Origin of the sequence: Bradyrhizobium sp. NBAIM03 (genome assembly GCF_020194055.1) — a bacterium.
GTDB classification, from domain to species: domain Bacteria; phylum Pseudomonadota; class Alphaproteobacteria; order Rhizobiales; family Xanthobacteraceae; genus Bradyrhizobium; species Bradyrhizobium yuanmingense.
This window is the reverse complement of record NZ_JADYVS010000014.1, coordinates 60,506-84,860: the sequence shown is the minus strand read 5'-3', so window position 1 is coordinate 84,860 and position 24,355 is coordinate 60,506. Positions and strand designations below refer to the sequence as shown.

Annotated in this window: 23 protein-coding genes; 10 read left to right on the top strand and 13 right to left on the bottom strand. The window is 64.2% G+C overall.

The features are described 5' to 3' along the window. Nucleotides 1-51: 51 nt before the first annotated feature. Together I6F21_RS21515 and I6F21_RS21510 are read left to right on the top strand one after the other, a co-directional pair. A complete protein-coding gene (locus I6F21_RS21515; RefSeq protein WP_036009581.1) occupies nt 52-1,482 on the top strand; it encodes a DUF1254 domain-containing protein in 1,431 nt (476 codons plus the stop codon). Nucleotides 1,483-1,718: 236 nt separating this feature from the next. Beyond that, complete coding sequence (locus I6F21_RS21510; RefSeq protein ID WP_225134899.1) at nt 1,719-2,720, top strand: transporter; 1,002 nt, start codon at nt 1,719-1,721, stop codon at nt 2,718-2,720. Between the two features lie 398 nt (nt 2,721-3,118). Here the strand turns inward: I6F21_RS21510 and rpoD are convergent, their stop codons facing one another. Then, nucleotides 3,119-5,254, bottom strand: coding sequence for an RNA polymerase sigma factor RpoD (gene rpoD / locus I6F21_RS21505; protein ID WP_036009578.1), 2,136 nt, complete (start codon nt 5,252-5,254; stop codon nt 3,119-3,121). Between the two features lie 375 nt (nt 5,255-5,629). After that, on the bottom strand, nt 5,630-7,627 hold the full coding sequence (gene dnaG, locus I6F21_RS21500) for a DNA primase (RefSeq protein WP_225142183.1): 1,998 nt from the start codon (nt 7,625-7,627) through the stop codon (nt 5,630-5,632). A 256-nt stretch (nt 7,628-7,883) separates the two neighbouring features. Here dnaG and I6F21_RS21495 point away from each other — a divergent pair, with 256 nt between their 5' ends. Beyond that, nucleotides 7,884-8,447 (top strand): chlorite dismutase family protein, encoded by a 564-nt coding sequence (locus tag I6F21_RS21495; RefSeq protein WP_225142185.1) that lies wholly within the window; start codon nt 7,884-7,886, stop codon nt 8,445-8,447. Here I6F21_RS21495 and I6F21_RS21490 read toward each other — a convergent pair. Then, nucleotides 8,444-8,842, bottom strand: coding sequence for a gamma-glutamylcyclotransferase family protein (locus tag I6F21_RS21490; RefSeq protein WP_225142187.1), 399 nt, complete (start codon nt 8,840-8,842; stop codon nt 8,444-8,446). The two genes, I6F21_RS21495 and I6F21_RS21490, sit on opposite strands and share 4 nt — an antisense overlap. Before the next feature lie 76 nt (nt 8,843-8,918). Between I6F21_RS21490 and I6F21_RS21485 the strand changes: the two genes are divergently transcribed. Next, nucleotides 8,919-9,722: an N-formylglutamate amidohydrolase gene (locus I6F21_RS21485; RefSeq protein WP_225142189.1), complete on the top strand. Its 804-nt coding sequence runs from the start codon at nt 8,919-8,921 to the stop codon at nt 9,720-9,722. Nucleotides 9,723-9,726: 4 nt separating this feature from the next. On the opposite strand, the gene I6F21_RS21480 is transcribed toward I6F21_RS21485, so the two are convergent. Then, the gene (locus I6F21_RS21480; RefSeq protein WP_081494564.1) at nt 9,727-10,347 is read right to left on the bottom strand and encodes a LysE family translocator; all 621 of its coding nucleotides are present in this window, start codon (nt 10,345-10,347) and stop codon (nt 9,727-9,729) included. Nucleotides 10,348-10,465: 118 nt separating this feature from the next. Between I6F21_RS21480 and I6F21_RS21475 the strand changes: the two genes are divergently transcribed. Further along, nucleotides 10,466-10,780, top strand: a complete 315-nt coding sequence (locus I6F21_RS21475) for a helix-turn-helix domain-containing protein (protein WP_036009566.1) — start codon at nt 10,466-10,468, stop codon at nt 10,778-10,780. 28 nt (nt 10,781-10,808) lie between these two features. Next, complete coding sequence (locus I6F21_RS21470; protein ID WP_036009564.1) at nt 10,809-11,321, top strand: SRPBCC family protein; 513 nt, start codon at nt 10,809-10,811, stop codon at nt 11,319-11,321. Between the two features lie 172 nt (nt 11,322-11,493). Here I6F21_RS21470 and I6F21_RS21465 read toward each other — a convergent pair whose 3' ends face one another. Beyond that, a complete protein-coding gene (locus tag I6F21_RS21465; RefSeq protein ID WP_225142191.1) occupies nt 11,494-12,264 on the bottom strand; it encodes a DUF2189 domain-containing protein in 771 nt (256 codons plus the stop codon). A gap of 240 nt (nt 12,265-12,504) precedes the next feature. Here I6F21_RS21465 and I6F21_RS21460 point away from each other — a divergent pair, with 240 nt between their 5' ends. After that, on the top strand, nt 12,505-14,733 hold the full coding sequence (locus tag I6F21_RS21460; protein WP_225142192.1) for an ATP-binding protein: 2,229 nt from the start codon (nt 12,505-12,507) through the stop codon (nt 14,731-14,733). A 1-nt stretch (nt 14,734) separates the two neighbouring features. Here the strand turns inward: I6F21_RS21460 and I6F21_RS21455 are convergent, their stop codons facing one another. The 7 genes from I6F21_RS21455 to I6F21_RS21425 all read right to left on the bottom strand — a co-directional run bounded on the left by I6F21_RS21455 (nt 14,735) and on the right by I6F21_RS21425 (nt 20,494). Further along, on the bottom strand, nt 14,735-15,178 hold the full coding sequence (locus tag I6F21_RS21455) for a hypothetical protein (RefSeq protein ID WP_225142194.1): 444 nt from the start codon (nt 15,176-15,178) through the stop codon (nt 14,735-14,737). A gap of 2 nt (nt 15,179-15,180) precedes the next feature. Further along, complete coding sequence (locus I6F21_RS21450) at nt 15,181-15,549, bottom strand: nuclear transport factor 2 family protein (RefSeq protein ID WP_225183407.1); 369 nt, start codon at nt 15,547-15,549, stop codon at nt 15,181-15,183. An 83-nt stretch (nt 15,550-15,632) separates the two neighbouring features. Beyond that, nucleotides 15,633-16,100: a MarR family transcriptional regulator gene (locus tag I6F21_RS21445; RefSeq protein ID WP_057027726.1), complete on the bottom strand. Its 468-nt coding sequence runs from the start codon at nt 16,098-16,100 to the stop codon at nt 15,633-15,635. A gap of 26 nt (nt 16,101-16,126) precedes the next feature. Next, nucleotides 16,127-17,737: an acyl-CoA synthetase gene (locus tag I6F21_RS21440; protein WP_225142196.1), complete on the bottom strand. Its 1,611-nt coding sequence runs from the start codon at nt 17,735-17,737 to the stop codon at nt 16,127-16,129. A 183-nt stretch (nt 17,738-17,920) separates the two neighbouring features. Continuing rightward, nucleotides 17,921-19,057 (bottom strand): epoxide hydrolase family protein, encoded by a 1,137-nt coding sequence (locus I6F21_RS21435; protein ID WP_225142197.1) that lies wholly within the window; start codon nt 19,055-19,057, stop codon nt 17,921-17,923. A gap of 221 nt (nt 19,058-19,278) precedes the next feature. Beyond that, nucleotides 19,279-19,734 carry a GatB/YqeY domain-containing protein gene (locus I6F21_RS21430; protein WP_036009550.1) on the bottom strand — a complete coding sequence of 152 codons (456 nt, stop codon included), beginning with the start codon at nt 19,732-19,734 and terminating at the stop codon, nt 19,279-19,281. A 58-nt stretch (nt 19,735-19,792) separates the two neighbouring features. Further along, a complete protein-coding gene (locus tag I6F21_RS21425; protein ID WP_225114075.1) occupies nt 19,793-20,494 on the bottom strand; it encodes an alpha/beta hydrolase in 702 nt (233 codons plus the stop codon). A 146-nt stretch (nt 20,495-20,640) separates the two neighbouring features. Here I6F21_RS21425 and carA point away from each other — a divergent pair, with 146 nt between their 5' ends. Continuing rightward, entirely contained in the window at nt 20,641-21,831 is a 1,191-nt protein-coding gene (gene carA, locus I6F21_RS21420) for a glutamine-hydrolyzing carbamoyl-phosphate synthase small subunit (protein ID WP_225142198.1), read from the top strand. Between the two features lie 247 nt (nt 21,832-22,078). Beyond that, entirely contained in the window at nt 22,079-22,600 is a 522-nt protein-coding gene (locus I6F21_RS21415) for a cupin domain-containing protein (RefSeq protein WP_225114077.1), read from the top strand. Nucleotides 22,601-22,739: 139 nt separating this feature from the next. Here the strand turns inward: I6F21_RS21415 and I6F21_RS21410 are convergent, their stop codons facing one another. After that, nucleotides 22,740-23,264 carry a DNA starvation/stationary phase protection protein gene (locus I6F21_RS21410; RefSeq protein WP_057027720.1) on the bottom strand — a complete coding sequence of 175 codons (525 nt, stop codon included), beginning with the start codon at nt 23,262-23,264 and terminating at the stop codon, nt 22,740-22,742. Between the two features lie 105 nt (nt 23,265-23,369). On the opposite strand from I6F21_RS21410, the gene I6F21_RS21405 reads away from it, so the two are divergent. Then, nucleotides 23,370-24,071, top strand: coding sequence for a class I SAM-dependent methyltransferase (locus tag I6F21_RS21405; RefSeq protein WP_036009540.1), 702 nt, complete (start codon nt 23,370-23,372; stop codon nt 24,069-24,071). Nucleotides 24,072-24,355 lie beyond the last annotated feature (284 nt).

The following is a 24,355-nucleotide window of genomic DNA, read 5'->3' as shown; positions in this document are numbered from 1 at the left end:
GCGTGAACTGCGAATCCACGTGACTGGTTTTCTATAGGAAGGAGATTAGCGATGAACATCACCCGTCGATCCCTTGCATTTGGCGGAATGGGGCTGCTCGCGGGAGCCGCCGCCACACGACCGGCTCTTGCCCAGGATTCATTTTTCGGAGTGGGACAAGGCCTGGAGGATTTCTGGCTGGCCAGCGACGCCTACATCTTTGGCTACCCGCTGGTGACGATGGAGATGACCCGGCGGATCATCACGAATGTCGCCGAGCCCGTCGGCACGCGCGGTCCGATGGGACATATCATCAAGCTGCGCCAGTATCCCGACGCCACCTTCAGGGATGTGACGGCACCGAATGCCGACACCTTGTACACGACATCCTTCTTCGACGTCGGAAAGGAGCCCTGGATACTCAGCATTCCGGACATGAAGGGCCGCTATTTCCTGATGCCGATGCTGGACGGCTGGACCACCGTGTTTCACGTGCCAGGTAAGCGCACCACCGGCACCGGGGCGCAGACCTACGCGATCACGGGGCCGGGTTGGAAGGGCACGCTGCCGGCGGGTGTCAAGGAGTACAAGTCGGCCACCAATATCGTGTGGCTGCTCGGCCGCATCTATTGCACCGGCACGGCGGACGATTACGCTGCGGTGCACAAGTTGCAAGACGAATGCAAGCTCGTTCCGCTCAGCGCTTATGGCAAAGCCTACACGCCCGCCCCCGGGAAGGTGGATCCAACAATCGATATGAAGACGGCGGTCCGCGAGCAGGTCAATCGCATGGACGCGGTCTCATACTTCAAGCTGCTTTGCGAGCTGATGAAGACTAATCCGCCATACGCCGCGGACGCGCCTCAACTTGCGAAGTTTGCCCGCATCGGCATCGTCCCAGGGCAGGATTTTGATGAGAGTAAGCTGAAGGCAGACTTTCTGAGGCGCCTGCCGGAGGTGTCGTTCGACCGGATCATGCTGCAGTTCAAAATCAACAAGGCCATCAAAGACGAGAATGGGTTCGCGTTCACGACCAAGACCGGCATCTACGGCACCGACTATTTGATGCGGGCTTTGGTAACCGCGATCGGGCTTGGTGCCAACCGGCCGCAGGATGCCGTCTATCCGACCTCGCAAAAAGACGCCGACGGTCACAAGTACAGCGGCGCGAACAAGTACGTGATGCGATTTCCGAAAGGTCACTTGCCTCCAGCGGAGGGATTCTGGTCGCTTACGATGTACGACAGCGGCTATTTCTTCGTGAAGAACCCGCTCAACAGGTACTCCGTCAGCGCTCGGGAAGACTTGAAGGAGAATCCGGACGGATCAACTGATCTGTACATCCAGAAGGACTCTCCCGGCAAAGAGAAGGAGTCGAACTGGCTACCTGCGCCTGAGGGAGATTTCATCCTCATGTTGCGTATGTACTGGCCCCAGGAGACGGACCCCTCGATCATCAACGGCACATGGACGGTCCCGGCCGCCAGAAAAGTCGGAGCCTAGAGCAGGCAATCATGCCGGCGCGCATGCGCCGGCATGATTGCTAGGCCGCTCCCAGATGCCCCACAGCACGCTGTACTCGCTTTGGGTTTTCTGGGCCGAATGACACGGCATTCGCGATGCAGGAGGCCATGATGTCGGCACTTCACCTTGGAAAAGGAAAACAGCGCGTTGGACGGAGCGCGACAAAGCCGTCTCTCTCTTCTGCGTTCAGGAATGCAGCCATTGCCTCGGCAGTCATGACGCTGTCGGTGCCTGCTGCCACGGCTTACGCCGACGAAGGTGGCGTTTCCTACTGGCTCCCTGGCCGCTTCAGCAGCCTTGCCGCCACCCCTCAAGCCCCCGGCTGGTCAATGGCAGCGGTCTACTACCACACCAGCGTAAGTGCATTCGGCACCGCGGCTGCCGCAAGGGAAATTCACGTCGGCAGAATCCCCGCAACAGTAAACGTCGATCTGAACTTGCGTCTGAATGGGCGGGGGGATCTCGTCCTGCTCAATCCTACATACACGTTCGCAACCCCCGTGCTGGGCGGGCAACTGGCCATCGGAGTGACAGGACTGTTCGGACGATCGAGCGCTGATCTAGCAGGAACGCTCACCGCAACTGTCGGCCCCCTGGCCGTGACGCGCACGGGCAGCTTCGGCGACTCGATCACGTCAGTCGGGGATCTCTACCCGCAGGCGACGCTCAAGTGGAATGCAGGCGTCCATAACTTCATGACCTACGTAACCGGAGATGTTCCCGTCGGCGCTTACAGTTCGTCCCGTCTCGCCAATCTCGGCATCGGGCATGGCGCCATCGACGGCGGCGCCGGCTACACCTACTTCAATCCGCAAACTGGCCACGAGTTTTCCGCGGTGGCGGGCCTCACCTACAATTTCAAGAATCCGGATACGCAGTACCAGAACGGCATCGATCTTCACGTTGACTGGGGAGCCTCACAGTTTCTGTCAAAGCAAACTTTCGTCGGCCTCGTTGGTTATGCCTATCAGCAGATAACTGATGACTTTGGCCAGCATCCCGCCCTAGGCGGCTTTCGGTCCCGAGTCTTCGCAGTTGGTCCGCAGATTGGCTTTCTATTTCCGGTAGGCGATATGCAGGGGTATTTGAATCTGAAGGGATATGGCGAGTTCGCTGCGGAGAATCGGCCGGCTGGCTGGAACACTTGGCTGACGTTCTCAATATCGCCGATAGCGCCGACCAGAACTGTCGCATCAACCCGGCGGATCACAAAATAGCAGCGTGGCCGCTTAGCCGATCTCGCCGACACACCATGGGTCGGTCGAACGTCTCACGTGAACATATCGAACTGAGCTGGTTATCTGCGTAGCCTCGAACCTTCCACCTGCTGAACAAAGCTGGCGTGAAGGTAGTCGAGAAGATCTACCTGCATCGAAATCCCGCACTTTGAAGAAGGAAAGTCGCCCCCCGGACCGGCACTTCCGCTTTCGGCCCATCTCGGAAGTCGGGCACCGTCCGCACTTTTGTTGCTGTTGGAATGGAATCGGACATGGGTAGGGCAATCGCCTGGTGGATTGCTTCGTCGCAAGCGCTCCTCGCAATGACGGGGCGAGAGCCGGGTCAAAGAAAAACGGCGGGCTGTTGGCCCGCCGTTTTCGTTCTGATTGAAATCGGATCAATTATCCAAAAAGCTCCGCAGCTTCCGGCTCCTCGACGGATGCTTCAGCTTCCTCAGCGCCTTCGCCTCGATCTGGCGGATACGCTCGCGCGTCACCGAGAACTGCTGACCCACCTCTTCCAGCGTGTGATCGGTGTTCATGCCGATGCCGAAGCGCATGCGCAGCACGCGCTCTTCGCGCGGGGTGAGCGAGGCGAGCACGCGCGTGGTGGTCTCGCGGAGGTTGGACTGGATCGCGGCGTCGATGGGCAGGATCGCGTTCTTGTCCTCGATGAAATCGCCGAGATGCGAATCCTCTTCGTCACCGACGGGCGTCTCCAGCGACAGCGGCTCCTTGGCGATCTTGAGGACCTTGCGCACCTTCTCCAAGGGCATGCCGAGCTTTTCGGCGAGCTCCTCCGGGGTCGGCTCGCGGCCGATCTCGTTGAGCATCTGGCGGGACGTGCGCACGATCTTGTTGATCGTCTCGATCATGTGCACGGGGATGCGGATGGTGCGCGCCTGGTCTGCGATCGAGCGGGTGATCGCCTGCCGAATCCACCAGGTGGCGTAGGTCGAGAACTTGTAGCCGCGGCGGTACTCGAACTTGTCGACCGCCTTCATCAGGCCGATGTTGCCTTCCTGGATCAGGTCGAGGAATTGCAGGCCGCGGTTGGTGTACTTCTTGGCGATCGAGATCACGAGGCGGAGGTTGGCTTCCACCATCTCCTTCTTGGCCTGGCGGGCCTCGCGCTCGCCCTTCTGCACGGAGTGCACGATCTTGCGGAACTCGACGATCTCAAGGCCAGTCAGCGCGGCGAGCTGATGCACCTCGTGGCGGAGGTCCTTGATGCGGTCCTTCTCGTGGTGGACGAAGTTCTTCCAGCCCTTGGCCGAGAGTTTCGAGACGCGGTTGAGCCAGCGCGGATCGAGCTCCGAGCCGGTATAGTTGCGCAGGAAATCCTCGCGCGCGACGCCGTGGCTGTCGGCAAGGCGCATCAGGCGGCCCTCATGCGAGACGAGGCGCTTGTTGATGTCGTAGAGCTGCTCGACAAGGCTGTCGATGCGGGCCTGGTTGAGGCGCAGCGACTTCACCTCGACGATGATCTCGTCCTTCAGCTTCTTGTACTTGCGCTCCTGGTGCGGCGAGAGCGACTCGTTCTGGAGCTGGTTCTGGATGTCCTGCTCCTGAAGCTTGCGCAGCTTCTTGTAGCTGTCGGCGATGCGATCGAAGATCTCGACCACCTTCGGCTTGAGCTCGGCCTCGATCGCCGCGAGCGACATCTGGTTCTCGAACTCGTCGTCGTCCATGTCGGACTCGGCGGCGGCCTCGCCCGGATCCTTCTCCTCGCCCTCGGGGGCGGCCGCGGGCGCGGCGCGGAACGGCGTCGGCGACGGGGGCGCGGCAGGCGGCGCGACATGCGCGGGCGCAGCGGCGGACGCGGTGGCTTCGCCGCCCTCGGCCGAGGCTTCGCCGCCCTCGCCATTGGGTCCTGCGATCATCGCGGCGTTCATGCCGCCCTTGGCATCCGGGCCGGCATAGGTGGCTTCGAGATCGATGATGTCGCGGAGGAAGATCTTGCCTTCGTTGAGCTCGTCGCGCCAGATGATGATGGCCTGGAAGGTCAGCGGGCTTTCGCAGAGACCCGCGATCATCGCCTCGCGGCCGGCCTCGATGCGCTTGGCGATCGCGATTTCGCCTTCGCGGGAGAGCAGCTCGACCGTGCCCATCTCGCGCAGATACATGCGCACGGGATCGTCGGTGCGCTCGCCCGGCTCGCTCTTCTTGACCTCGGTGACGGCCTTCTGGGTGACCTCGACGAGCTCGTTATCGGTCTCGTCGTCGCCCTCGTCCTTCTCTTCCTCGCCTTCGGTGTCGTCGGCTTCGGTGACGTTGATGCCCATGTCCGAGAGCATCGACATGATGTCCTCGATCTGTTCGGGCGAGGTCTGGTCGGACGGCAAGACTTCGTTGAGCTGATCGAAGGTCACGAAGCCGCGCTTCTTGGCCTGCTTGATCATCTTCTTCACGGCCGCGTCGGACAGGTCGAGCAAGGGCGAGGGCGCGTCCTGGGAATCCTTCTCCGGCGCATCCGCTGCCTTGTCGTCTTTTTCCTTGTCCTTCGCCTGCAGCGTCTTTGCCTTGGTGGCCATCCATTGCTCCTAAACGCGCTTCATGCGAGACGCGCCGCGCCTTCGCGTGAATTCACATGAACCTGTTGCTCGACGCTCTCGCTTCGGCAGCTCTCGACACGGAAAGGGCGGCGCACAAACCTCTCGCCACCCCCAACTTTCTCTCGCCGGAATTGCCTAACGCTTCGTCAGCCTCTTTGTCGCGGCGGATGCAGGTGTAGTGCCAACAGCGATTGCGCGGATTCATTCCTGACGCGTCTGTTATGCCTGCGGCCGCCTCTGGGCCAAAGTGCTACAAGACCGTTAAGCCTCGATTAACCCTGTTTTTGCCGCCAAACCTAGGATTTGGCGAGTCTTTTAGCGGTTCCAGCCGTGGCCGTCCGCATGTTTCTTTCATCACATGCTCTTCTGGAGCCGGCCCGACAGCTCGCCAAAACCCTCGATCAGGGCCTCGGTACCGTCGACTTCACCTATCCGAGCCTTGACGTCACGCAGCCACGCCAAATTGGCCTCGCTGGGATCCTCCCCCAAGGCCAGCTCGGCGTCTTTCAGCTCTCTAAGTAGTGAATGCCATTGCCGATGCAAGGCAACCAGCTGGTGCCAGGTGGCAAGAACGTCGTCCCGCGCCGCGCCCTCGCGGGCGGCCCACACCGCCTGGGTCGTGATGACATTCTCAACCCTTTGAAGAGTTTGAGAAAATCCGCCCTTTTCGAGGTCGCCGCGCATCTTTTCGGCCTGCTCGCCGGGGTCCGGCGAGTGGTGATGGTCGTTGGCGAAGGCGGCGATGATGCCGGCCCGGAGCTTGTGGGCCTCGGGATGGGCAAGCTCCAGAGCGGCGACCTCCTCCAGATGCTCGTGCAGCAGCCAGGGGTGGTTGATCAGGCATTGCAGGATCAGCGCCTCCCGGCGGGAGATGGCGCTGCGCTGGCCCCGCAGGATCGGGCTTGCCGCCAGCTGCGGGCTCGCGGCCTGGTAGGGCCCGGAGGGCAGCGGGGCCGGACCCGGGGCGCCACGGCGGCCGCCGAACCCTTGTCCGCCGAATCGATTCGCCCCGCCCCGCGGCTGAAACGGCCGGCCGCCACCGGGGCGGAAATTGCCCCGGCCGCCAAAGCCGCGCCCGCCTTCGGGCGCGAAGGTGCGCTGCAGGCGCTCGACGAATTCGTCGCGATAATAGCGCCGCACCACCTCATCGCGGATGCCGTTCGTGAGCTCCCTGATGCGCGCCTCCAGCGCGGCGCGTCGTTCGGGCGTGGCGAAATTGCCGCCCTCGAGCTCGCGCGACCAGATCATGTCGGCGAGCGGACGGGCAGCGCCGATGACCTCCTCGATCGCGCCGCGCCCGCCCGAGCGCACGAGATCGTCGGGATCCTGCCCTTCCGGCAGCAGCGCGAAGCGAAGACTCTTGCCGGGTGCGAGGAAGGGCAGCGCGAGATCGGCGGCGCGATAGGCCGCCTTCTGCCCCGCGCGGTCGCCGTCGAAGCAGAGGATCGGCTCGTCCGCCATCTTCCACAGCAGCGCGAGCTGGCTTTCGGTGAGCGCGGTGCCGAGCGGCGCGACGCTGCCGGCAAAGCCCGCGGTGACCATGGCGATGACGTCGACATAGCCTTCGACCACGATCAGCGGGCTGCCGTCATGGGTGGCTTTGCGCGCGGTCTGGTGGTTGTAGAGATTGTCGCCCTTGTGGAAGAGCGGCGTCTCCGGCGAATTCAGGTATTTGGCCGGAACGTCCTTCTCCAGCGCGCGCCCGCCGAAGGCGATGACGCGGCCGCGCAGATCGGTGATCGGAAACATCACGCGATCACGGAAGCGGTCGTAAGGAACGGGGATGTCGTCGCCGCCGATCAGCAGACCGGTCTCGATCATGTCCTCGACGGAGATTCCGAGCTTGCCGAGATGCTCCTTCAGCGCGAACCGATCGGGCGGGGCATAGCCGAGGCGGAACTGCAATTGCGTCGCCGGCGAAATGGCGCGATCGGCGAGATAGCCGCGCGCTTTCGCGCCGACGCGCGAGGCCAGCGTCTCGGCGAAGAATTTCGCCGCGAGATCCATCACGTCATGCAGCGAGCGCCGCCGCTGCTCCTCGCGCGCGGCGTTGGGCGTCACCGCCGGCAGCGGCAGGCCCGCCATATTGGCGAGCCGCTCCACGGCTTCCGCGAACGGCAGGCCGTCGGTCTCCATCACGAAGGTGATGATGTCGCCGTGCTTGCCCGAGGAGAAGTCGTGATAAAAACCCTTCTGGTCGTTGACGTAGAAGGACGGCGTCTTCTCCTGCTGGAACGGCGACAGCCCCTTCCACTCGCGCCCGGCCTTCTTCAGCTTGACGCGCTTGCCCACGACCTCGGAGACCGAAAGCCGGGCACGAAGCTCGTCGAGGAACTGGGGCGTGAAGCGCATGGGGCGAGTTTAGCCGAGCGTTTGAGTCGGGCGAAGGATCAGGGATATAGGGACGGCCCGGTCAAAGGCCAGGTTTGTCGGGCTTATCCGCGCTGTTCACAGCCCTCTCCGTCATTCCGGGGCGCCCCGAAGGGGCGAGCCCGGAATCCATCGAGCCACTGGAATGCTGGGAGAAATGGATTCCGGGCTCGCGCTTCGCGCGCCCCGGAATGACGAGCCACTTGAACCGCGCCCGGTTCCACGCTTCCATACCGCCATGTTCAGGACCTTTCGGGGCGGCCAGACCGGGGGTTGGCGGGTGACCTCGCTCTCGCCTGTGACTGGCGAGTCCCTGCCCTTCGTGCCGGCGCTGTCGGTGACCGACAGCGAGGCCGTCTCGTTGCCGCTGGTGCCCTCGCGCAATGCCTGGCGGCTGGTCGGCGTCGCCAGCAGCCTGCGCTACACCGAGCGGGCCGAGAAGCAGCAGCTCGTCGCCGTGCAGGCCGGCCTCGGCCGGCTGGAGGCCACCAGCGCGGCGCTGATCCCGATCCGCAAGTCGCAGGCCTGGTGGGAGCTGACCCAGGAAGAGCGCCGCAAGATTTTCGAGGACAAGTCGCACCACATTGCGAGCAGTCTTCGTTTTCTGCCCGCGATCGCGCGCCAGCTCTATCATTGCCGCGACCTCGGCGGCCCCTTCGACTTCCTGACCTGGTTCGAATTCGCCCCCGCGCACGCCTCGCTGTTCGAGGAGCTTGTGGCGATGCTGCGGCGGACCGAGGAGTGGACTTACGTCGAGCGCGAGGTCGACGTGCGCGTGGTGAAGGAAGTGCTGTCGGCCTAGCGATCGAGGAAGCGCCCGGACTCGATGATCGGCAGATCGGTGACGGGCCAATTGTAGACGTAGGTCCACGCCTTTTCGCTGGCGCCGTCGGGCAACGTCACCTCCACCATCTGCCGCAGATATTCGGTCGGCTCCGGATAGCCCTCACCGCAGGCCTCGTACATGTCGAGCTCGCGCAGGAGCTCGTCCGGCACGCGCAGCTGAAACAGCTCACCATGGACGATGTCCGACGGCGTCTCGGAGAGCAGCAATCCCGGATAGTGCTCCACCAGAACGAGCCGGCCGCGGCAGGTGGCTTCACTGATGAATTCCGCATGGGCCGCGAGCAGCCGCGCCATCGGGTGGTCGAAGCCGCGCGTCAGGGTGCCGTAAACGAAAAGTCTATCCAAGCTCATGCCGTTCCAACGTTGCGGCATCGGTGCGATACCGCTACTCCGTTTACACAGTTTGTCATTCCATAGGCAAATCAGGATGGCTTTGGACACGGCCGAATTGACCGACCAGCTGCTCGGCGAGGGCGACATTCCGCCCGTGCATGAGGTGAATGCGGCGGGGACATCGCCGTTCCTGCTCACCGCGGACCATTACGGACGGGTGCTGCCGCGCGCGCTCGGCGATCTCGGCGTCGCGGACACCGATCTCGTCAGGCACATCGCCTGGGATATCGGCATCGCCGGCGTCGCCGAGCGGCTCGCCGCGATGCTCGATGCGCATCTGATCGCGCAGCGTTATTCGCGCCTGGTGATCGACTGCAACCGCCCGCCCGGCGTCGCAAGCTCGATTCCCATGATATCCGAGGCGACCGCCATCCCCGGCAATGAGGATCTGTCGGCCGCGGCCAAGGAGATGCGCCGGCGCGAGATCTTCGATCCCTATCACCGCCGGATTAGCGCTGCGATCGATGCGCGCATCAGGGCGGGCAGGCCGACAGTGCTGGTGGCGCTGCACAGCTTCACGCCGGTCTATTACGGCCAGCCGCGGCCCTGGCACATCGGCACGCTCTATCACCGCGACACCGTGCTGCCGCGGCTGATGCTGCAGCATTTGCGGGCCGAGAGCGCGCTCGTCGTCGGCGACAACCAGCCTTATGCGGTGAGCGACATGACCGACTACACGATTCCAATCCACGGCGAGGGGCGCGGCCTCGTCAACACCGGCATCGAGATCCGCCAGGACCTGATCGCCGAGGAGAGCGGCCAGCAGCAATGGGCCGAGCGGCTGGCGCGGATCCTGCGCGAGATCGACGCCACGCTGCGCGAGCAGGGAATGAGTTAAGCGGTCACTTCGCCCGCGTCAGTGCCAGCCAGATGCCGCCGCCGATCATGAAGCCGCCTGAGATGCGCGACACCATCCGCGTGCGCCGCGCCGAGAAGAATTTTCGGGCGCGCCCCGCGGCAATCGCGTAGAGCGCATCGGTCATCACCGCCGTCACCATGAAGGTGGCACCCAGCAGCGCAACCTGCGGGAAATGCGGCTGGCTCATGTCCATGAACTGCGGGATGAAAGCGCCGAAGAACACCAGCACCTTGGGGTTCGACAGCAGCACCAGGAATCCCTGCAGGAAGAAGCCGCCGCGCGGCGGCGGAGGCGGCGCGTCGACGTCGACGCCTTCGACCGGCTCCCAGATCAGCTTGATGCCGAGCCAGATCAGATATGCGGCGCCGGCAAAGCGCACCCAGTCGAACCAATAGCCCATGGTCGCCATCAGCGAGGTCAGGCCGATCGCAACGATGCCGATGACGATGGCAAGCCCGGCCTGCGCGCCGGCCACGTTGATGAGCGCCGCACGCGTGCCGTGGCGCAGGCCATTGGCGATGACGAGGGTGACGATCGGCCCCGGCAGCAGCGCCAGCGCAATGCAGGCGGCGACGAAGGCGAGGTAGGCTTGCATGGACATCATGGGAGGGACTCGCTGCGGTTCGGGCGCATTAATGCATGGCCGAAGCTGGAACGGAAGTCGCGTGAGCCGTTCCACGCCGCCTTGACATGCAACCATTTAGTTGCCTATTATCGCCGCCATGGATGAGGTCTTCAAGGCGCTCGCGGATAGCTCGCGACGTTCGCTGCTCGACAGGCTTCACGCCAGAAACGGCCAGACACTGAACGAGCTCTGCGAGGGGCTTGCGATGACACGACAGGCCGTCACCAAGCACCTTGCCATCCTGGAGGAAGCGAACCTCATCACCACCATCAGGCATGGACGCGAGAAGCTGCACTACCTCAACCCGGTGCCGATCCATCAGATCGGCGAACGTTGGATCAGGAAGTTCGAACGCAGCAAGCTCGCCGCGCTCAACGAGCTGAAACGTCAGTTGGAGAACGGCGACGAGTGAGTCCGCTCAACGAAGGATTTGATGCACGATGAACCTCGATCAATTCAAGCCGCTGACCGTCTACACCATCTACATCGCCTCGACGCCCGAGAAGGTGTGGGAGGCGCTGACGTCCGCCGAGTTCAGCCGGAAATATTTTTCCGGCTTTGCGGTGGAGATGGAGCCGAAGCTCGGCGGCAGTTTCGTCGTGCACGCGCCCGACGGCTCCGAGCACATCCGCGGCGAAGTGTTCGAATACGATCCGCCGAGGAGGCTCACGGTGAGCTGGAACGTCAATTGGCCGGACCTCGTGGAAAAGCTCGGCACCACCATCGTCACCTACGAGATCGAGCAGGCCGGCGAAGCCGTCCGCCTCACCCTGAGCCAACGCCACGACCGCGAGCTCAGCGACGACATCCTTTCCGGCGGCCGCACCGGCTGGCCCGCGATCCTCTCCGGATTGAAGAGCCTGCTGGAGACCGGCAAGGCGCCGCATATCGAGATGTCCCCGCCGGTGCGGTTGCTGGAGGCGCTGAAGGCGATGGGGATCAAGGTGCCTTGAGCGAGGCAATCTCCGCTGTCGTCCCGGGGCGCGCGAAGCGCGAGCCCGGGACCCATAACCACAGGATGAAGTTTGGCGAAGACTCGTGGTTACGACTTCGCGCCCCAACTTCTCCCTGGGGTTATGGGCCCCCGCCCCCGTGCGCAGCCGCGCACTAGGCGGGGGCGACGGCCTACACCGGCGCCACCAACCGGCGGTACAGGTGCCATGTCGCATGCCCGAGCACCGGCAGCGTGACCACCAGCCCGAGAAAATAGGGCAGCGCCGAGATGATCAGCAGCATCACGATCAATGCGGCCCAACCGATCATCGGCAGCGGGCTCGTCACCACCGCGCGCACGCTCGTCACCATGGCCGTGACGAAATCGACCTCGCGATCGAGCAGCAGCGGGAACGACACCACGGTCAGCGAGAACAGGATCAGCGACAGCACGGCCCCGACCGCATTGCCGATGGCCAGGAACAGCAGGCCCTCGCTGGTCGTCAGCACCACCGTCATGAATTCCTGCAAGCTCGAGAACGAGGCGTTGAGGCCGAGCAGCAGCGCGATCAGGAGCCGCACCTGGTACATCCAGACCACGAACACGAACAACGTCACGAAGGCCATCCAGCCGATCTCGCTGCGCGAGCGGATCGCGGACCAGATCGCAGCGAACGAGACCGGCTCGCCGCGCTCACGGCGCCGGCTGACTTCGTAGAGGCCGATCGCAACGAACGGTCCGATCAGCGCAAAACCGGCAGCGAGGGGATAGACCAGGTAGACCATGCCGAAGGCAGTGAGACAGAGCATGATGACGATGCCGCCGGCGGCATAGAGCGCGCCGAAGCAGAGACCGTAGAGCGGCAGCGCCTGGAAATCGCGGAGGCCCTCGACCAGCGCCTCGGCGATGTCGACCGCCGCCACTGGACGCACCACCGGATCGACCTTGCCCGAGATGGACATCAGCTTCCTCCGCACATCGGCGCGATCTTCGTCGCGCGCATGCCGCGATATTAGCGCCGCCGCGCGGCGGCGCAACTTGAAGCCGGCCGGCGCGAAGGGTAGCAGCGAAGGGACGATGCTCGCACGGCGAAATCGTTAGCCTTTCGCGCGATTTTTGCACCGACCGCTATGGACGGGGCAGATGATCGTGCCGCAAATTGCACCTCCGAATACCGTCGCCCGAGAGCCGATCGCCCACCGATGAGCCTGCGTACCCGGTTACTTATCCTCGTCATCGCGGCCATGCTTGTGCCGGCGATTCTGGTCGGGCTGCGCTTCGTGCAGAACCGGACGAGCGAGATCGACGCGGCGCTGGCCAATCTCGCCGCATCCGCCGACGACATCGCCAGCGATCTCGGCGAGAAGATCCAGGGGACTGCCCAGCTTCATTACGGGCTCGCCCGCGCCCGCGACCTCGACACGCGCGACAAGGCGGCATGCTCGGCGTTTCTGTCGGATGTCCGCGAGGAATATCCGCAGTTCACGGGTATCCTGACCATCGATCCCGACGGCAGGCTGTTCTGCGACTCGCTGCGGACCAACCGCACGCTCGACCTGAACGACCGCGGCTATTTCAAAGAGGTCCAGACTCTTCACGGCCTCGTCGCGGTGGAACCGGTGTTCGGCCGCCTCACCGGGCTGTCGGTGCTGCAGATCGCCTATCCGGTGCGATCGGATACAGGCGCGCTGAAATTCGTGCTGCTGGCGTCCTTCAACCTGAACAAGTTCGCGGAGTTTCACGACAAGCGGCTGCTCGCCGAGAAGGACATCCTGCTCGTCGACGCCAAGGGCACGGTCCTGGCCGCCCCCAAGCGCGGCGGCTGGAGCGTACCCATCGGCGGCTCCATTGCGGGCTCCGACCTGTTCCGCTTCGCGGCAGATCCCGACGGCGAACCATTCCGGGAGATCGCCGATCGCGACGGCCGCACGCAGATCTGGGGCGTTGCCCGTTCGCCCGCGATCCGCAAGGCCGGACTCTATATCTTGGTGGGGCGGTCCAAGGACGGACTGATCGCGGCAGCGAACCGCCGGCTTTACGAGGACATGGCGATCCTGGCGGTGGCCTCGCTGCTGCTCCTCGCCGGCCTCTGGATCCTCACGACGGTGAGCATCGGACGGCAGGTCGGGCGGCTCGCTGCCATGGCGAAGAGCCTGGGGCACGGCGATCTCAGCGCGCGCATTCCGGAGCCCCACCCGGGGGGCGAGCTCGGCGGGTTGATGACGCTGCTCAACAGCACGGCCGAATCGCTCGAGCAGCAGCGCGCCGCCATCGCCGATCTCAGCCACAAGCTCAGCCAGTCGCAGAAGATGGAAGCCATGGGCCAGCTCACGGGCGGCGTGGCGCACGATTTCAACAATCTCCTGACCGTCATTCTCGGCAATTCCGAGCACCTCGCCGACAGGCTTGCGGGCAACGAGGAATTGCACCGGATCGCCGACGACATTGCGACCGCCGCCGAGCGGGGATCCGACCTGACGCGGAGCCTGCTCGCCTTCGCGCGCAAGCAGCCGCTGCGGCCGCGCGAGATCGACATCGCCGAGCAGGTGACCGGCATGAAGCAGCTTCTGCAGCGGACCCTGGGCGAGCACATCGAATCCAGCTTCACGTTCGCGCCGGATCTCTGGCTCGCCAGCGTCGATCCCGGCCAATTGGCGACGGCCGTGCTCAACCTCGTGCTCAACGCGCGCGACGCGATGCCTGACGGCGGCAAGCTGATGGTCGAGGTGCGGAATGCATCGCTCGGTGAATCCGACCTCGACGTCAACGGCGAGCCGCGGCCCGGCGACTACGTCATGCTGGCCGTGAAGGATACCGGGTCCGGCATGAGCAGCGAGGTGTTGCAGCGCGCGTTCGAGCCGTTCTTCACCACCAAGGAGGTCGGCAAGGGCACCGGCCTTGGCCTCAGCATGGTCTACGGATTTGCGCAACAATCCGGCGGACTCGTGCAGATGCAGTCCGAACCGGGTCAAGGCAGCGTGGTCAGGCTGTTCTTTCCTCGCCTGCCGACGTCGTCGAGCGAGGAGCCGTCACCGGCAGCGCGTGTCGCCGCACCCGAGGGATACGAAACGATCCTCGTCGTCGAGGACGACGACATGGTGCGCGCCTATGTCGAGAACGAGCTGAAGGCGCTCGGCTACCGCGTCATCACGACGGCAAACGGACCCGCGGCGCTGGACGTGCTGCGCCAGTCCGCGGACATCCAGCTGCTGTTCACCGACGTCGTGATGCCCGGCGGCATGTTCGGGCCGGAGCTGGCGAGGCAGGCCGTTCAACTGCGGCCTGGCCTCAAGGTGCTCTTCACGTCCGGCTACAGCCAGGATCCGGTCAAGACGCCCGACGGGATCGACGCGCGCATTCTGACCAAGCCGTTCCGGCGCAAGGAGCTCGCCGCGATGCTGCGCGCGGCCCTCTCGGAGCCGCCGCGCTAGATCAGGACGCGACGGTGAGCTGCAGCGCCACTGCGAGATTAGCGGCGAACAGAGCCGCATCGATCACGAAGATCCGGAGCATCGGGCCCTTCAACACCGGCCAATAGGCCACCCCGACGCGGCCGCCGCGCATCAGCACCGGGACGTTATAGGCGAACTGGCTGAAATGGCAGGCGGCAAAGAACAGGAACAGCGCGAGCTGCGCTTCGACCGGTTGGAAGAAGGACGGACGGGCGGCCAGAAGATAGAGCGACAAGAGCCCGATCGGCAGATTCATGCCGCCGAGAAACGCGACGCTCGCTGCAAGGGTCGGCGCGATCGGATTGCTGCGCTCCTCTCGCGGCAGCAGGATCTTCAACGTGTTGGTTTGCGCGATGCTGAACTGGATGAACGCGCCCACGAACCAGAGCGTGTTGAGAAGCAGGACGATATCCGAAAATCGCATGGTCATTTCCCGTAGAAGGCTTCGCTGCGCACCACACGGCCCGCATCGTCGAAATCCATGAACTCGCTGGCGCGCGTATCGCCCAACTGCCACCACACCGTCAGTCGCGCGATCGCCTCGTCCCAGCTCCAATCCAGGATCTTCAGGTCGGCACTTTCGATGTGGCCGTAGGCTTTCCGCCAGTAGGCGCGAATGTTCTCAGCGCCGGTGACGGTCGGAGACCCCGTCAGGGTGAGCGCGAGAGGGCTGCGCATCTGCGCATCGTCGGCGAAATGGGCGACGACCGCGTCGATGTCCACTTTGCACCAGTTCGCGCACCATGCCGCGACGAAGCTTGCAGCGGCCGCGCGGTCCATTGCCTGTCCGCTCACGACACGGATCCTCCCTTCGGCTTGTGGCCCGGAAGGTGGCAAAGCGCGCGCCTCATGTCAACTATGTTGACTTGAGATTTAGGTCAGTTGTTGTCGGCGATCGCCTCCATCACGCCGATCCATCCGGCCGCACCGCTCGCCCCGGCGCGCGCGAACGCCTCGCGCAGGACCTGGCGCTCGTGGTCCGAGGCCCGTTGCTCGATGCGCCGCCCCGCTTCCGTCAGGCGCAGCAATTTCGAGCGGTGCTGCTCCGGCGCCCGCTTCGAGGTCAGGAGCTTGCGCTCCAGCAGCAGATTGAGCGGCCGGTTGAGGGCCTGCTTGGAAATGCCGAGGATCTCGATCAGCGCGCCGATGGCGATGTCGGGCCGGCGCGCCACAACGTAGAGGATGCGATGGTGCGGACGCGACAGGCCCTGCTTGGCCAGATATGCGTCGGCCTCAAGCGTCATGCCGCGCCAGCCGTAATACATGAGCTCCAGCGCCGTATCGAGCTCGTGCAGCTTTGCAAGCGAGGCGCGGTGAAGCCCCGCGGCTTGAGACGTCTTTGCCATGGTCGGAAGCTAGCCCTTGTAAGAAGTCAGCCTTTGGCCCGCAGCTCGCGGCGCAGCACCTTGCCTGTTGCCGTCATCGGCAGCGTCTCCGTGAATTCGACGAAGCGCGGATATTCGTGCGCGGCGAGCTGCACCTTGACGAAGTCCTGAATCTCGCGCGCGAGCGTGTCGCTGCCGGCAAAGCCCGGACGCAGCACGATCCAGGCCTTGATCGATTCGGTGCGGATCGGATCGGGAATGCCGACCACCGCAGCCATGGCCACCGACGGATGTTTCATCAGCGTGTGCTCGATCTCGGAGGGGCCGACGCGATAGCCGGCGGTGGTGATGACGTCGTCCTCGCGGCTGACGTACCAGAAATAGCCGTCCTCGTCCTGCACTCCGAGATCGCCGGTGAGCAGGAAGTCGCCGGCATATTTCTTCGCGGTCGCCTCCGGATTGCGCCAATATTCGAGCATGGTGACGGGGCACGGCTGGCGCACGCCGATGATGCCGCGCTGCCCCCGCGGCAATTCCTCGCCCTTGTCGTTGACGATGCGGACATCGAAGCCCGGCGTCGCCTTGCCCATCGAACCCGGGCGGATCGGAAACAGGTTCGCGTTGCTGCCGATCACGAGGTTGCACTCGGTCTGGCCGAACACCTCATGCGCGTCGACACCAAACGTCTCGCGCACCCAGCCGAGCAATTCACCCCCGAGCGATTCGCCGCCGGTGAAGATGCTGCGCAGCTTGACGCCGGAATGCTTGACGCCGGCCTGCCGCATCAGCTTCAGCGCCGTCGGCGGCAGGAAGACGTTGCGGACGGCAAGATCGGCCATCATCTGCATCGCCGCCTGCGGCTCGAATTTCCGCGCGCGATGGCCGACCAGGGGAATGCCGTGGTACCAGAACGCGAGCAGGCCGTTGATGAGCCCGCCGATCCAGGCCCAATCCGCCGGCGTCCACATGAGATCGCTGGGCTTGGGCAAGAAGTTGTGGCACATCTCCACGTTCGGCAGATGGCCGAGCACGACACGATGCGCATGCAGCGCGCCCTTCGGGTTACCCGTCGTGCCGGAGGTGTAGATGATCAGGGCGGGATCGTCGGCCGAGGTGTCCGCGCGCGTAAAGTCGGGCGAAGCGGCCTTCACCGCATCCCAGAACGATGTCGTGCCGGCGGGCACGCGCGCGCCGACGATGTAGACGTTCCTCAGCTCCGGCAGGCGGTCGCGGATCTTGGACAGCTTTTCCCAGCCGGCTTCGTCGGTGACGATCGCCTTGGCTTGCGAATTCGACAGACGGAATTCCAGCGCGTCCTCGCCGAACAGGGCGAACAGCGGGATCGAGATCAGGGCCGAGCGAAACGCCGCCATATGCACGATCGGCAATTCCACCGACTGCGACAGGAACACCGCGACGCGGTCGCCGCGGACCAGCCCGTCCGCCTTCAGCACACTGGCGAAGCGGCGCGACATCTCCGCGATCTCGTCGAAGGTGGTGCGGCTGGTGGCGCCGGTGTCGTCGACATAGATCAGCGCAAGCCGGCCGGTGCCGTCGGCATGGCGATCGCAGCACGCTTCCGCGATGTTGAAGCGCGCGGGGATATCCCAACGGAAATTGCGATAGAGTTCGTCGTAGGTTGCGGCTTCGGTCAGCATGGTATGGTCGTTTCCGGTGTCTTATTATCGTTCAGTCTAGGGCCGCGGGCGCACGGGACAAGTCCCTCGCCGTCATTCCGGGGCGCCCGAAGGGCGAGCCCGGAATCCATCGGGCCACAGGAAACGCCGCTTGATGGATTCCGGGTTCGACGCTGGCGCGTCGCCCCGGAATGACGGCGGAGGCTACCGCACCGTCGCAAAAAACTTCCGGACATCCTGCACGAACAGCTCCGGCTGCTCGAATGCCGCGAAGTGACCGCCCTTCTCCATCTCGCTCCAATGTGTGATGGCATGGAAGTTCGGCTCCATCCAGCGCCGCACCGGCGTGATGATCTCCTTCGGAAACACCGCGACGCCCGTCGGCACCTTCACCACCGGCGTGGTGCGGCGCTTGCCAAAGCTCTCCCAATAGAGCCGCGCCGACGAGGTCGCCGTCTGCGTCGCCCAATAGAGCATGACGTTGTCGAGCAGCTCGTCCTTGCTGAAGATGTTCTCGGGGTGGCCATTGCAATCGGTCCAGGCCCAGAATTTTTCCAGGATCCACGCGGCCTGCCCGCTCGGCGAATCGGTCAGGCCATAGCCGAGCGTCTGCGGCCGCGTCGATTGCTGCTTGGAATAGCCGGAATCGAGATCGACATAATGCTTGAGGCCGACCAGCGCCCGCTTCTCCTCTGGCGTCGGCTCGCTCTCGATCTTCGGCGCCGCGTTGAAGGCGAGCGTGATGTGGATGCCGGCGCAATGCTCAGCGTCCTGCGCGCCGAGCGAGGTCGTCACCGCCGAGCCCCAGTCGCCGCCTTGCGCGCCGTAGCGCGCGTAGCCCAGGCGGTCCATCAGCTTGCCCCAGGTCGCGGCAATGCGATCGACGCCCCAGCCGGTGGTCCTTGGCTTGGCCGAGAAGCCGAAGCCCGGCAGCGAGGGGCAGATCACGTGAAAGGCGTCGGCGGGATTGCCGCCATGCGCGGCGGGATCGGTGAGCGGCGCGATCACCTTCTGGAACTCGACGATCGACCCGGGCCAGCCATGGGTGATGATCAACGGAAGCGCGTTGGCTTCTTTCGAGCGCGCATGAATGAAGTGGATGTCGAGGCCGTCGATCTCGGTGGTGAACTGCGCAAAGCGATTGAGCTTTGCCTCGCGCGAGCGCCAGTCATACGCGTTGGCCCAATAGGTGCAGATCTCCTGGATCCATTTCAGCGGCGCGCCCTGGCTCCAGTCGTCGACCAGCTCGGCCTCCGGCCAGCGCGTGCGGGCGAGGCGTGACTTCAGGTCGGCGAGGACGTCGTCGCCGATGGCGATGCGAAATGGATTGATGGCGGTCATCGGTTGCTCCCGATTTGTTTCTGCCGGGAGAGTAGACCGAACCTATGCGGCATCAAAGGTGCCCCTTCTCCCCTTGTGGGAGAAGGGGGCGCGAAGCGCCGGATGAGGGGTCTCTATCCGCGTGAACTACTGGGAGAGGATCGCTCGCGGAGAAAGACCCCTCACCCGTCTCGCCGCTACGCGGCGAGCCACCCTCTCCCACAAGGGGAGAGGGGAAGAAGCTAGCCCGACAGCGCTGCCTTCACGAGACCAGACGCCTTGCCGAAATCCATTTGCCCTGCGTACTTCGCGCGCAGCACGGCGATCACCTTGCCCATGTCCTTCATGCCGGCAGCGCCGGTCTCGGCAATCGCATCCGCGATCGCCTTCTTCACGTCGTCATCGGACATCTGCTTCGGCAGATACGCCGAGATCACCGCGATCTCCTCGCGCTCCTGCGCGGCAAGCTCGGCGCGGCCGCCCTTGTCGTAGAGCTCGACCGCCTCCTGACGCTGCTTGATCATCTTCTGCAGCACCGCGAGTATGTCAGCGTCCGACAACGGCGGCTTGCCGCTGCCGCGCGCGTCGATGTCGGCGTTCTTGATGGTCGAGTTGACCATGCGCAGCGTGGACAGCTTGCGCTCGTCCTTGGCCTTCATGGCCTCCTTGACCGCATTGTTGATGTCGTCGCGCAGCATCATCGTGATCCCTTCGATATAAACGCCTGATCTAGGCCCTTTGCGGCCGTCGCACAACCTAGCTCCCCAGCCATTCGGTCAGCGCCTGAACCGTCGCCTCCGGCTGTTCGGCTTGCGGCAGGTGCCCGCAGCGATCGAGAATCACGAGCCTGGCGCCGGCGATGCCTTCGGCCATCTCCTTGGAGAAGGCGTTGGGGATGGTGTTGTCGGCATCGCCCGTCAGCACCAGCGTCGGGCATGTGATCGTCGCCAGCAAGGAGCGCGAATCCACCCGTGCGATGATCGCGGTCTGCTGCCGCAGATAGCCTTCGACGCCGACGTCCTCGTCCTGCGCATGCACGAGCCTGAGAATCTCGGCATCGTCGCGCCGCGACGGATGCACGAGCTCCGGAAAACTCTCCTCGCGCACGGCGCGCAGCTCGCCGCGTCTGGCGCGCTCCATCTGAGCGCGGCGGCGCGCGGTGGCCTCCGGCGAGTCGGGCCGCGCCTGCGTGTTGATCAGCGCGAGTTTTGTCACGCGCTCGCTGGCCTGGCGCATGATCTCGAAGGCGATGTAGCCACCCATGGAATGGCCGGCGAGGGCGAAGCGCGGCGGCGCCTCGGCGAGGATGCGGCGGGCGATCGCAACCATGCTGTCGTCGCGGATGTGGTTGGCGACAGTCACCGGCCCGAAACGCCAGAGCGCAGGGATCACGGGCGCATAGATCCGGGCCGAGGACGCCAGCCCCGGAACCAGCACAATGGGGGTGGTCTGGTCCATTATTGCCTCGCAAGCCCAGGAAATTGCCGGAAATTGTGCGTCCGAGCTTAAGGGTGGGAGGAGGCCTGTCAAATATGCAAAAACGCATGTGAATCGGCCCTCTCTCGCTTTGACGTGCACACGCGGGGGGCTTATGAAGCGGGCTCATGACACAACATGACAACGATCCCGCCTGGCCGGACCACAAACCGACCGCGCTCCTCGTGCTTGCCGACGGCACGGTGCTGGAGGGCTTTGGTCTCGGCGCCGAGGGCCACGCCGTCGGCGAGGTCTGCTTCAACACCGCAATGACCGGCTATGAGGAGATCCTGACCGATCCCTCCTATGCCGGCCAGCTCATCACCTTCACCTTCCCGCATATCGGCAATGTCGGCACCAATGAGGACGACATCGAGACGGTGAACATGGCCGCGACGCCCGGCGCGCGCGGCGTGATCCTGCGCACCGCGATCACCAATCCCTCGAACTACCGCGCCACCAAGCATCTCGATGCCTGGCTCAAGGCCCGCGGCATCATCGGCCTCTCCGGCATCGACACCCGCGCGCTGACCGCGCTGATCCGCTCCAAGGGCATGCCCAACGCCGTGATCGCGCACTCGAAGTCTGGCGAGTTCGATTTGCACGGCCTCAAGGAAGAGGCGCGCGAGTGGCCGGGGCTCGAAGGCATGGACCTCGTGCCGATGGTGACGAGCGGCCAGCGCTTCACCTGGGACGAGACACCCTGGGCCTGGGACAAGGGCTTCGGCCGCCAGGACAAGCCCGAGTTCAACGTCGTCGCCATCGACTACGGCATCAAGCGCAACATCCTGCGCCTGCTCGCCGGCGTCGGCTGCAAGGTGACGGTGGTGCCGGCGACGACCCCGGCCGAAGACATCCTGGCAATGAAGCCGGACGGCGTGTTCCTGTCCAACGGTCCGGGCGATCCGGCTGCGACCGGCAAATATGCGGTGCCCGTGATCCGCGACGTGATCAAGTCGGGCACGCCGACCTTCGGCATCTGCCTCGGCCACCAGATGCTGGGCCTTGCCGTCGGCGCCAAGACCAAGAAGATGCATCAGGGCCATCACGGGGCGAATCACCCCGTGAAGGACGAGACCACCGGCAAGGTCGAGATCACCTCGATGAACCACGGCTTTGCCGTGGACGAGACGACGCTGCCGAAGGGCGCGACGCAGACCCACATTTCCTTGTTTGATGGATCCAATTGCGGCATCCAGCTCGACGGCAAGCCGGTATTCTCCGTGCAATACCATCCCGAGGCCTCACCCGGCCCGCGCGACTCGCATTACCTGTTCCAGCGCTTCGCCGACCTGATGCGGCAGAGGAAGAGGGCGTAAGGCGCGTTCTCCACGGATACTTCACCACAAAAGTCCGGGCTCGCCGGGACTTTTTCGTCATTCCGGGGCGCGCGTAGCGCGAGCCCGGAATCCATCTGGCAACAGACTTTGCAGCGCGATGGATTCTCTGATGCGCAATTGCGCATCATAGCTCGACGCTGCGCGTCGCCCCGGAATGACGGTGGAACGAGGAACGTCGCCGCACGCGTTTGGTTGATCCCTGCTATTCTTGCGCAGGAGCACAGCCATGTCCGTCGTCCGCGACAAGGCCGAGCCGCTCGCCATTGTTTTCGAGGATGACGGGCTCGTGCCGAACAACATCCTTCCGTTCCTGGTCTACCAGGGCGCGGTGAAGCTCGACCCAAAGCGCCCGGAAGAGACCATCGAGAATCTGTTCGAAGCGAACGGCTGGGGCGGGACGTGGCGCAACGGCGTCTACGATTATCTGCATTATCATGCGACGGTGCATGAGGTGCTCGGCGTCGCGCGCGGCAGCGCCCGCGTGCGTTTCGGCGGCGATCACGGCCAGGAGCTTCAGATCAAGGCCGGCGACGTTGCGATCCTGCCCGCCGGCACCGGACATCAATGCATCAAGGCGAGCGATGATTTTTGCGTGATCGGCGCCTATCCGCCAGGCGCAAAAATGGAGATCACGCGCGCAACGCCGGAGAACCATGCGAAAGCGCTGAAGACGATTCCGCAAGTGGCGCTGCCGCCCGCTGATCCCGTAACGGGAAAGGACGGCGCGCTGATGCGGCTGTGGCGGTAGCCACAAGCGTGGTGCAGTAGGGTAGGTTAGCCAAAGGCGTAATCCACCTCTTCTGTTTCCGCGGACAGAGACAGTGGTGGGTTACGCCTTGCAGATGCGCTTCGCGCTTCTGTGAGGCTAACCCACCCTACGCATCCCGTTACGCCTCGTTGCCGCCCTCCTGCCTCGTCGCTTCAAACAGGAACCAGGTGCGGCGCTCGGTCTCGTCGATGAAGTTCTCCAAAATGCTGGCGCTGGCGACGTCGCCGGCCTCGTCGCAGACGTCGTGCGCCTTGCGCATCGCGGCAGCGACGTGCTTGTTGTCCTGCATCAGCTCGCGCAGCATCTCGCGCGGCGGGACGTAGTCCTCGTTGTTGTCCTTGATGGTCTGGAGCTTTGCGACCTGGCCGATCGACCTCAGCGTGGTGCCGCCGATCTTGCGGACGCGCTCGGCGAGCTGGTCGGTGGTGGCGAAGATCTGGTCGGACTGCTCGTCGAGCAGCAGGTGGTAATCGCGGAAGTGGCGCCCGCTGATGTGCCAGTGAAAATTCTTGGTCTTCAGATAAAGCGCGAACGCGTCGGCCAGAAGCACGTTGAGCGCCTCAGAGACTTTCTTGACCCCGTCGGGCGACAGATCCGTGGGGGTATCGAGTTCGGGCGAGACCTTGTTGTTGGTTTTGCTCACGGGAGACCTTCCTGTTAGGACGCGGACATTGACGGCGCGCCGCCGCACCCCTAACGCAAGGTGGGCAGCGCGGTTCCTAGATAGGAACCCCTGGGCGGGATACCAATGGACGATTGGATCGATTATTACGACTCGACGCATACGATCTATGTCAGCAAGCTGCATCGCGACTTGCACTTCCAGATCATTGCGCGGGACATCATCGGCTACATCCCCTCGCCCGATGCGACGGTGCTGGACTATGCCTGCGGCGAAGCGCTGTCGGCGAGCCAGGTGGCGGCCGCCTGCGGCATGCTGATCCTGGCCGAGCCCGCGCCGGGCGTGCGCGGCCGGCTGATCGCGCGGTTTGCCCCAAACACCAAGATCCGCGTCCGCTCGCTCGAGGACGTCCGCAAGATGCAGGATCAGTCGATCGATCTCGTCGTGATGAACTCGGTCGCACAATACATGACGCCGGACGAGCTCGATGCGGCGCTATTGAACACCCGCCGCATCCTGAAACCCTCCGGCAAGCTGGTGCTGGGCGACATTCTACAGCCCAATGTCGGCATGGTCAGGGACGTGATGGCGCTGCTCGGGTTCGGCCTGCGTCACGGATTTCTGAAGGACGCGCTGATCGGGCTGATCAGCACCGCGCTGTCGGATTATCGCCAGCTGCGCTCGAAGATCGGACTGCAGCGCTACAGCGAGGACGAGATCACGGCCAAGCTGAAGGCGGCGGGCTTCGCGGTCCAGCGCGCCCACAGCAATATCGGGCACAACCGCTGGCGCATGACCTTCATCGCGAGGCCGCCTCTGGTCCGTTAAGCATAACGATCAGCTGAGGTGGCCTGGCGCACGCCGATCGGGAATAATCCTGATGGCCCGGTGGCGGAAATGTCTACGCGGGGGCGGTGCATCGCTCTTCATCCTGGTTCAAATCCAGGCCGGGTCTCCACGCTTCGCCCCTGCGGGGCTACGCGTGGCGCAGCCACGCAAGACCCGAAGGGGCGAAGCGTGTCCGGCGTAGCTGGAGCATAGCGGAAGCGGAGACGGACTGCCCGCCCGCCCCGACGATGCCGGCAACGCACCGTCAAACCCCTGAAAATTGG

Bases quoted from the DNA above. Each gene is read 5' to 3' on its own strand.
- I6F21_RS21515 (WP_036009581.1), top strand. From the start codon at position 52: ATGAACATCACCCGTCGATCCCTTGCATTTGGCGGAATGGGGCTGCTC.
- I6F21_RS21510 (WP_225134899.1), top strand. From the start codon at position 1,719: ATGACGCTGTCGGTGCCTGCTGCCACGGCTTACGCCGACGAAGGTGGC.
- rpoD (WP_036009578.1), bottom strand. From the start codon at position 5,254: ATGGCCACCAAGGCAAAGACGCTGCAGGCGAAGGACAAGGAAAAAGAC.
- dnaG (WP_225142183.1), bottom strand. From the start codon at position 7,627: ATGCGCTTCACGCCCCAGTTCCTCGACGAGCTTCGTGCCCGGCTTTCG.
- I6F21_RS21495 (WP_225142185.1), top strand. From the start codon at position 7,884: ATGTTCAGGACCTTTCGGGGCGGCCAGACCGGGGGTTGGCGGGTGACC.
- I6F21_RS21490 (WP_225142187.1), bottom strand. From the start codon at position 8,842: ATGAGCTTGGATAGACTTTTCGTTTACGGCACCCTGACGCGCGGCTTC.
- I6F21_RS21485 (WP_225142189.1), top strand. From the start codon at position 8,919: ATGGCTTTGGACACGGCCGAATTGACCGACCAGCTGCTCGGCGAGGGC.
- I6F21_RS21480 (WP_081494564.1), bottom strand. From the start codon at position 10,347: ATGATGTCCATGCAAGCCTACCTCGCCTTCGTCGCCGCCTGCATTGCG.
- I6F21_RS21475 (WP_036009566.1), top strand. From the start codon at position 10,466: ATGGATGAGGTCTTCAAGGCGCTCGCGGATAGCTCGCGACGTTCGCTG.
- I6F21_RS21470 (WP_036009564.1), top strand. From the start codon at position 10,809: ATGAACCTCGATCAATTCAAGCCGCTGACCGTCTACACCATCTACATC.
- I6F21_RS21465 (WP_225142191.1), bottom strand. From the start codon at position 12,264: ATGTCCATCTCGGGCAAGGTCGATCCGGTGGTGCGTCCAGTGGCGGCG.
- I6F21_RS21460 (WP_225142192.1), top strand. From the start codon at position 12,505: ATGAGCCTGCGTACCCGGTTACTTATCCTCGTCATCGCGGCCATGCTT.
- I6F21_RS21455 (WP_225142194.1), bottom strand. From the start codon at position 15,178: ATGCGATTTTCGGATATCGTCCTGCTTCTCAACACGCTCTGGTTCGTG.
- I6F21_RS21445 (WP_057027726.1), bottom strand. From the start codon at position 16,100: ATGGCAAAGACGTCTCAAGCCGCGGGGCTTCACCGCGCCTCGCTTGCA.
- I6F21_RS21440 (WP_225142196.1), bottom strand. From the start codon at position 17,737: ATGCTGACCGAAGCCGCAACCTACGACGAACTCTATCGCAATTTCCGT.
- I6F21_RS21435 (WP_225142197.1), bottom strand. From the start codon at position 19,057: ATGACCGCCATCAATCCATTTCGCATCGCCATCGGCGACGACGTCCTC.
- I6F21_RS21430 (WP_036009550.1), bottom strand. From the start codon at position 19,734: ATGCTGCGCGACGACATCAACAATGCGGTCAAGGAGGCCATGAAGGCC.
- I6F21_RS21425 (WP_225114075.1), bottom strand. From the start codon at position 20,494: ATGGACCAGACCACCCCCATTGTGCTGGTTCCGGGGCTGGCGTCCTCG.
- carA (WP_225142198.1), top strand. From the start codon at position 20,641: ATGACACAACATGACAACGATCCCGCCTGGCCGGACCACAAACCGACC.
- I6F21_RS21415 (WP_225114077.1), top strand. From the start codon at position 22,079: ATGTCCGTCGTCCGCGACAAGGCCGAGCCGCTCGCCATTGTTTTCGAG.
- I6F21_RS21405 (WP_036009540.1), top strand. From the start codon at position 23,370: ATGGACGATTGGATCGATTATTACGACTCGACGCATACGATCTATGTC.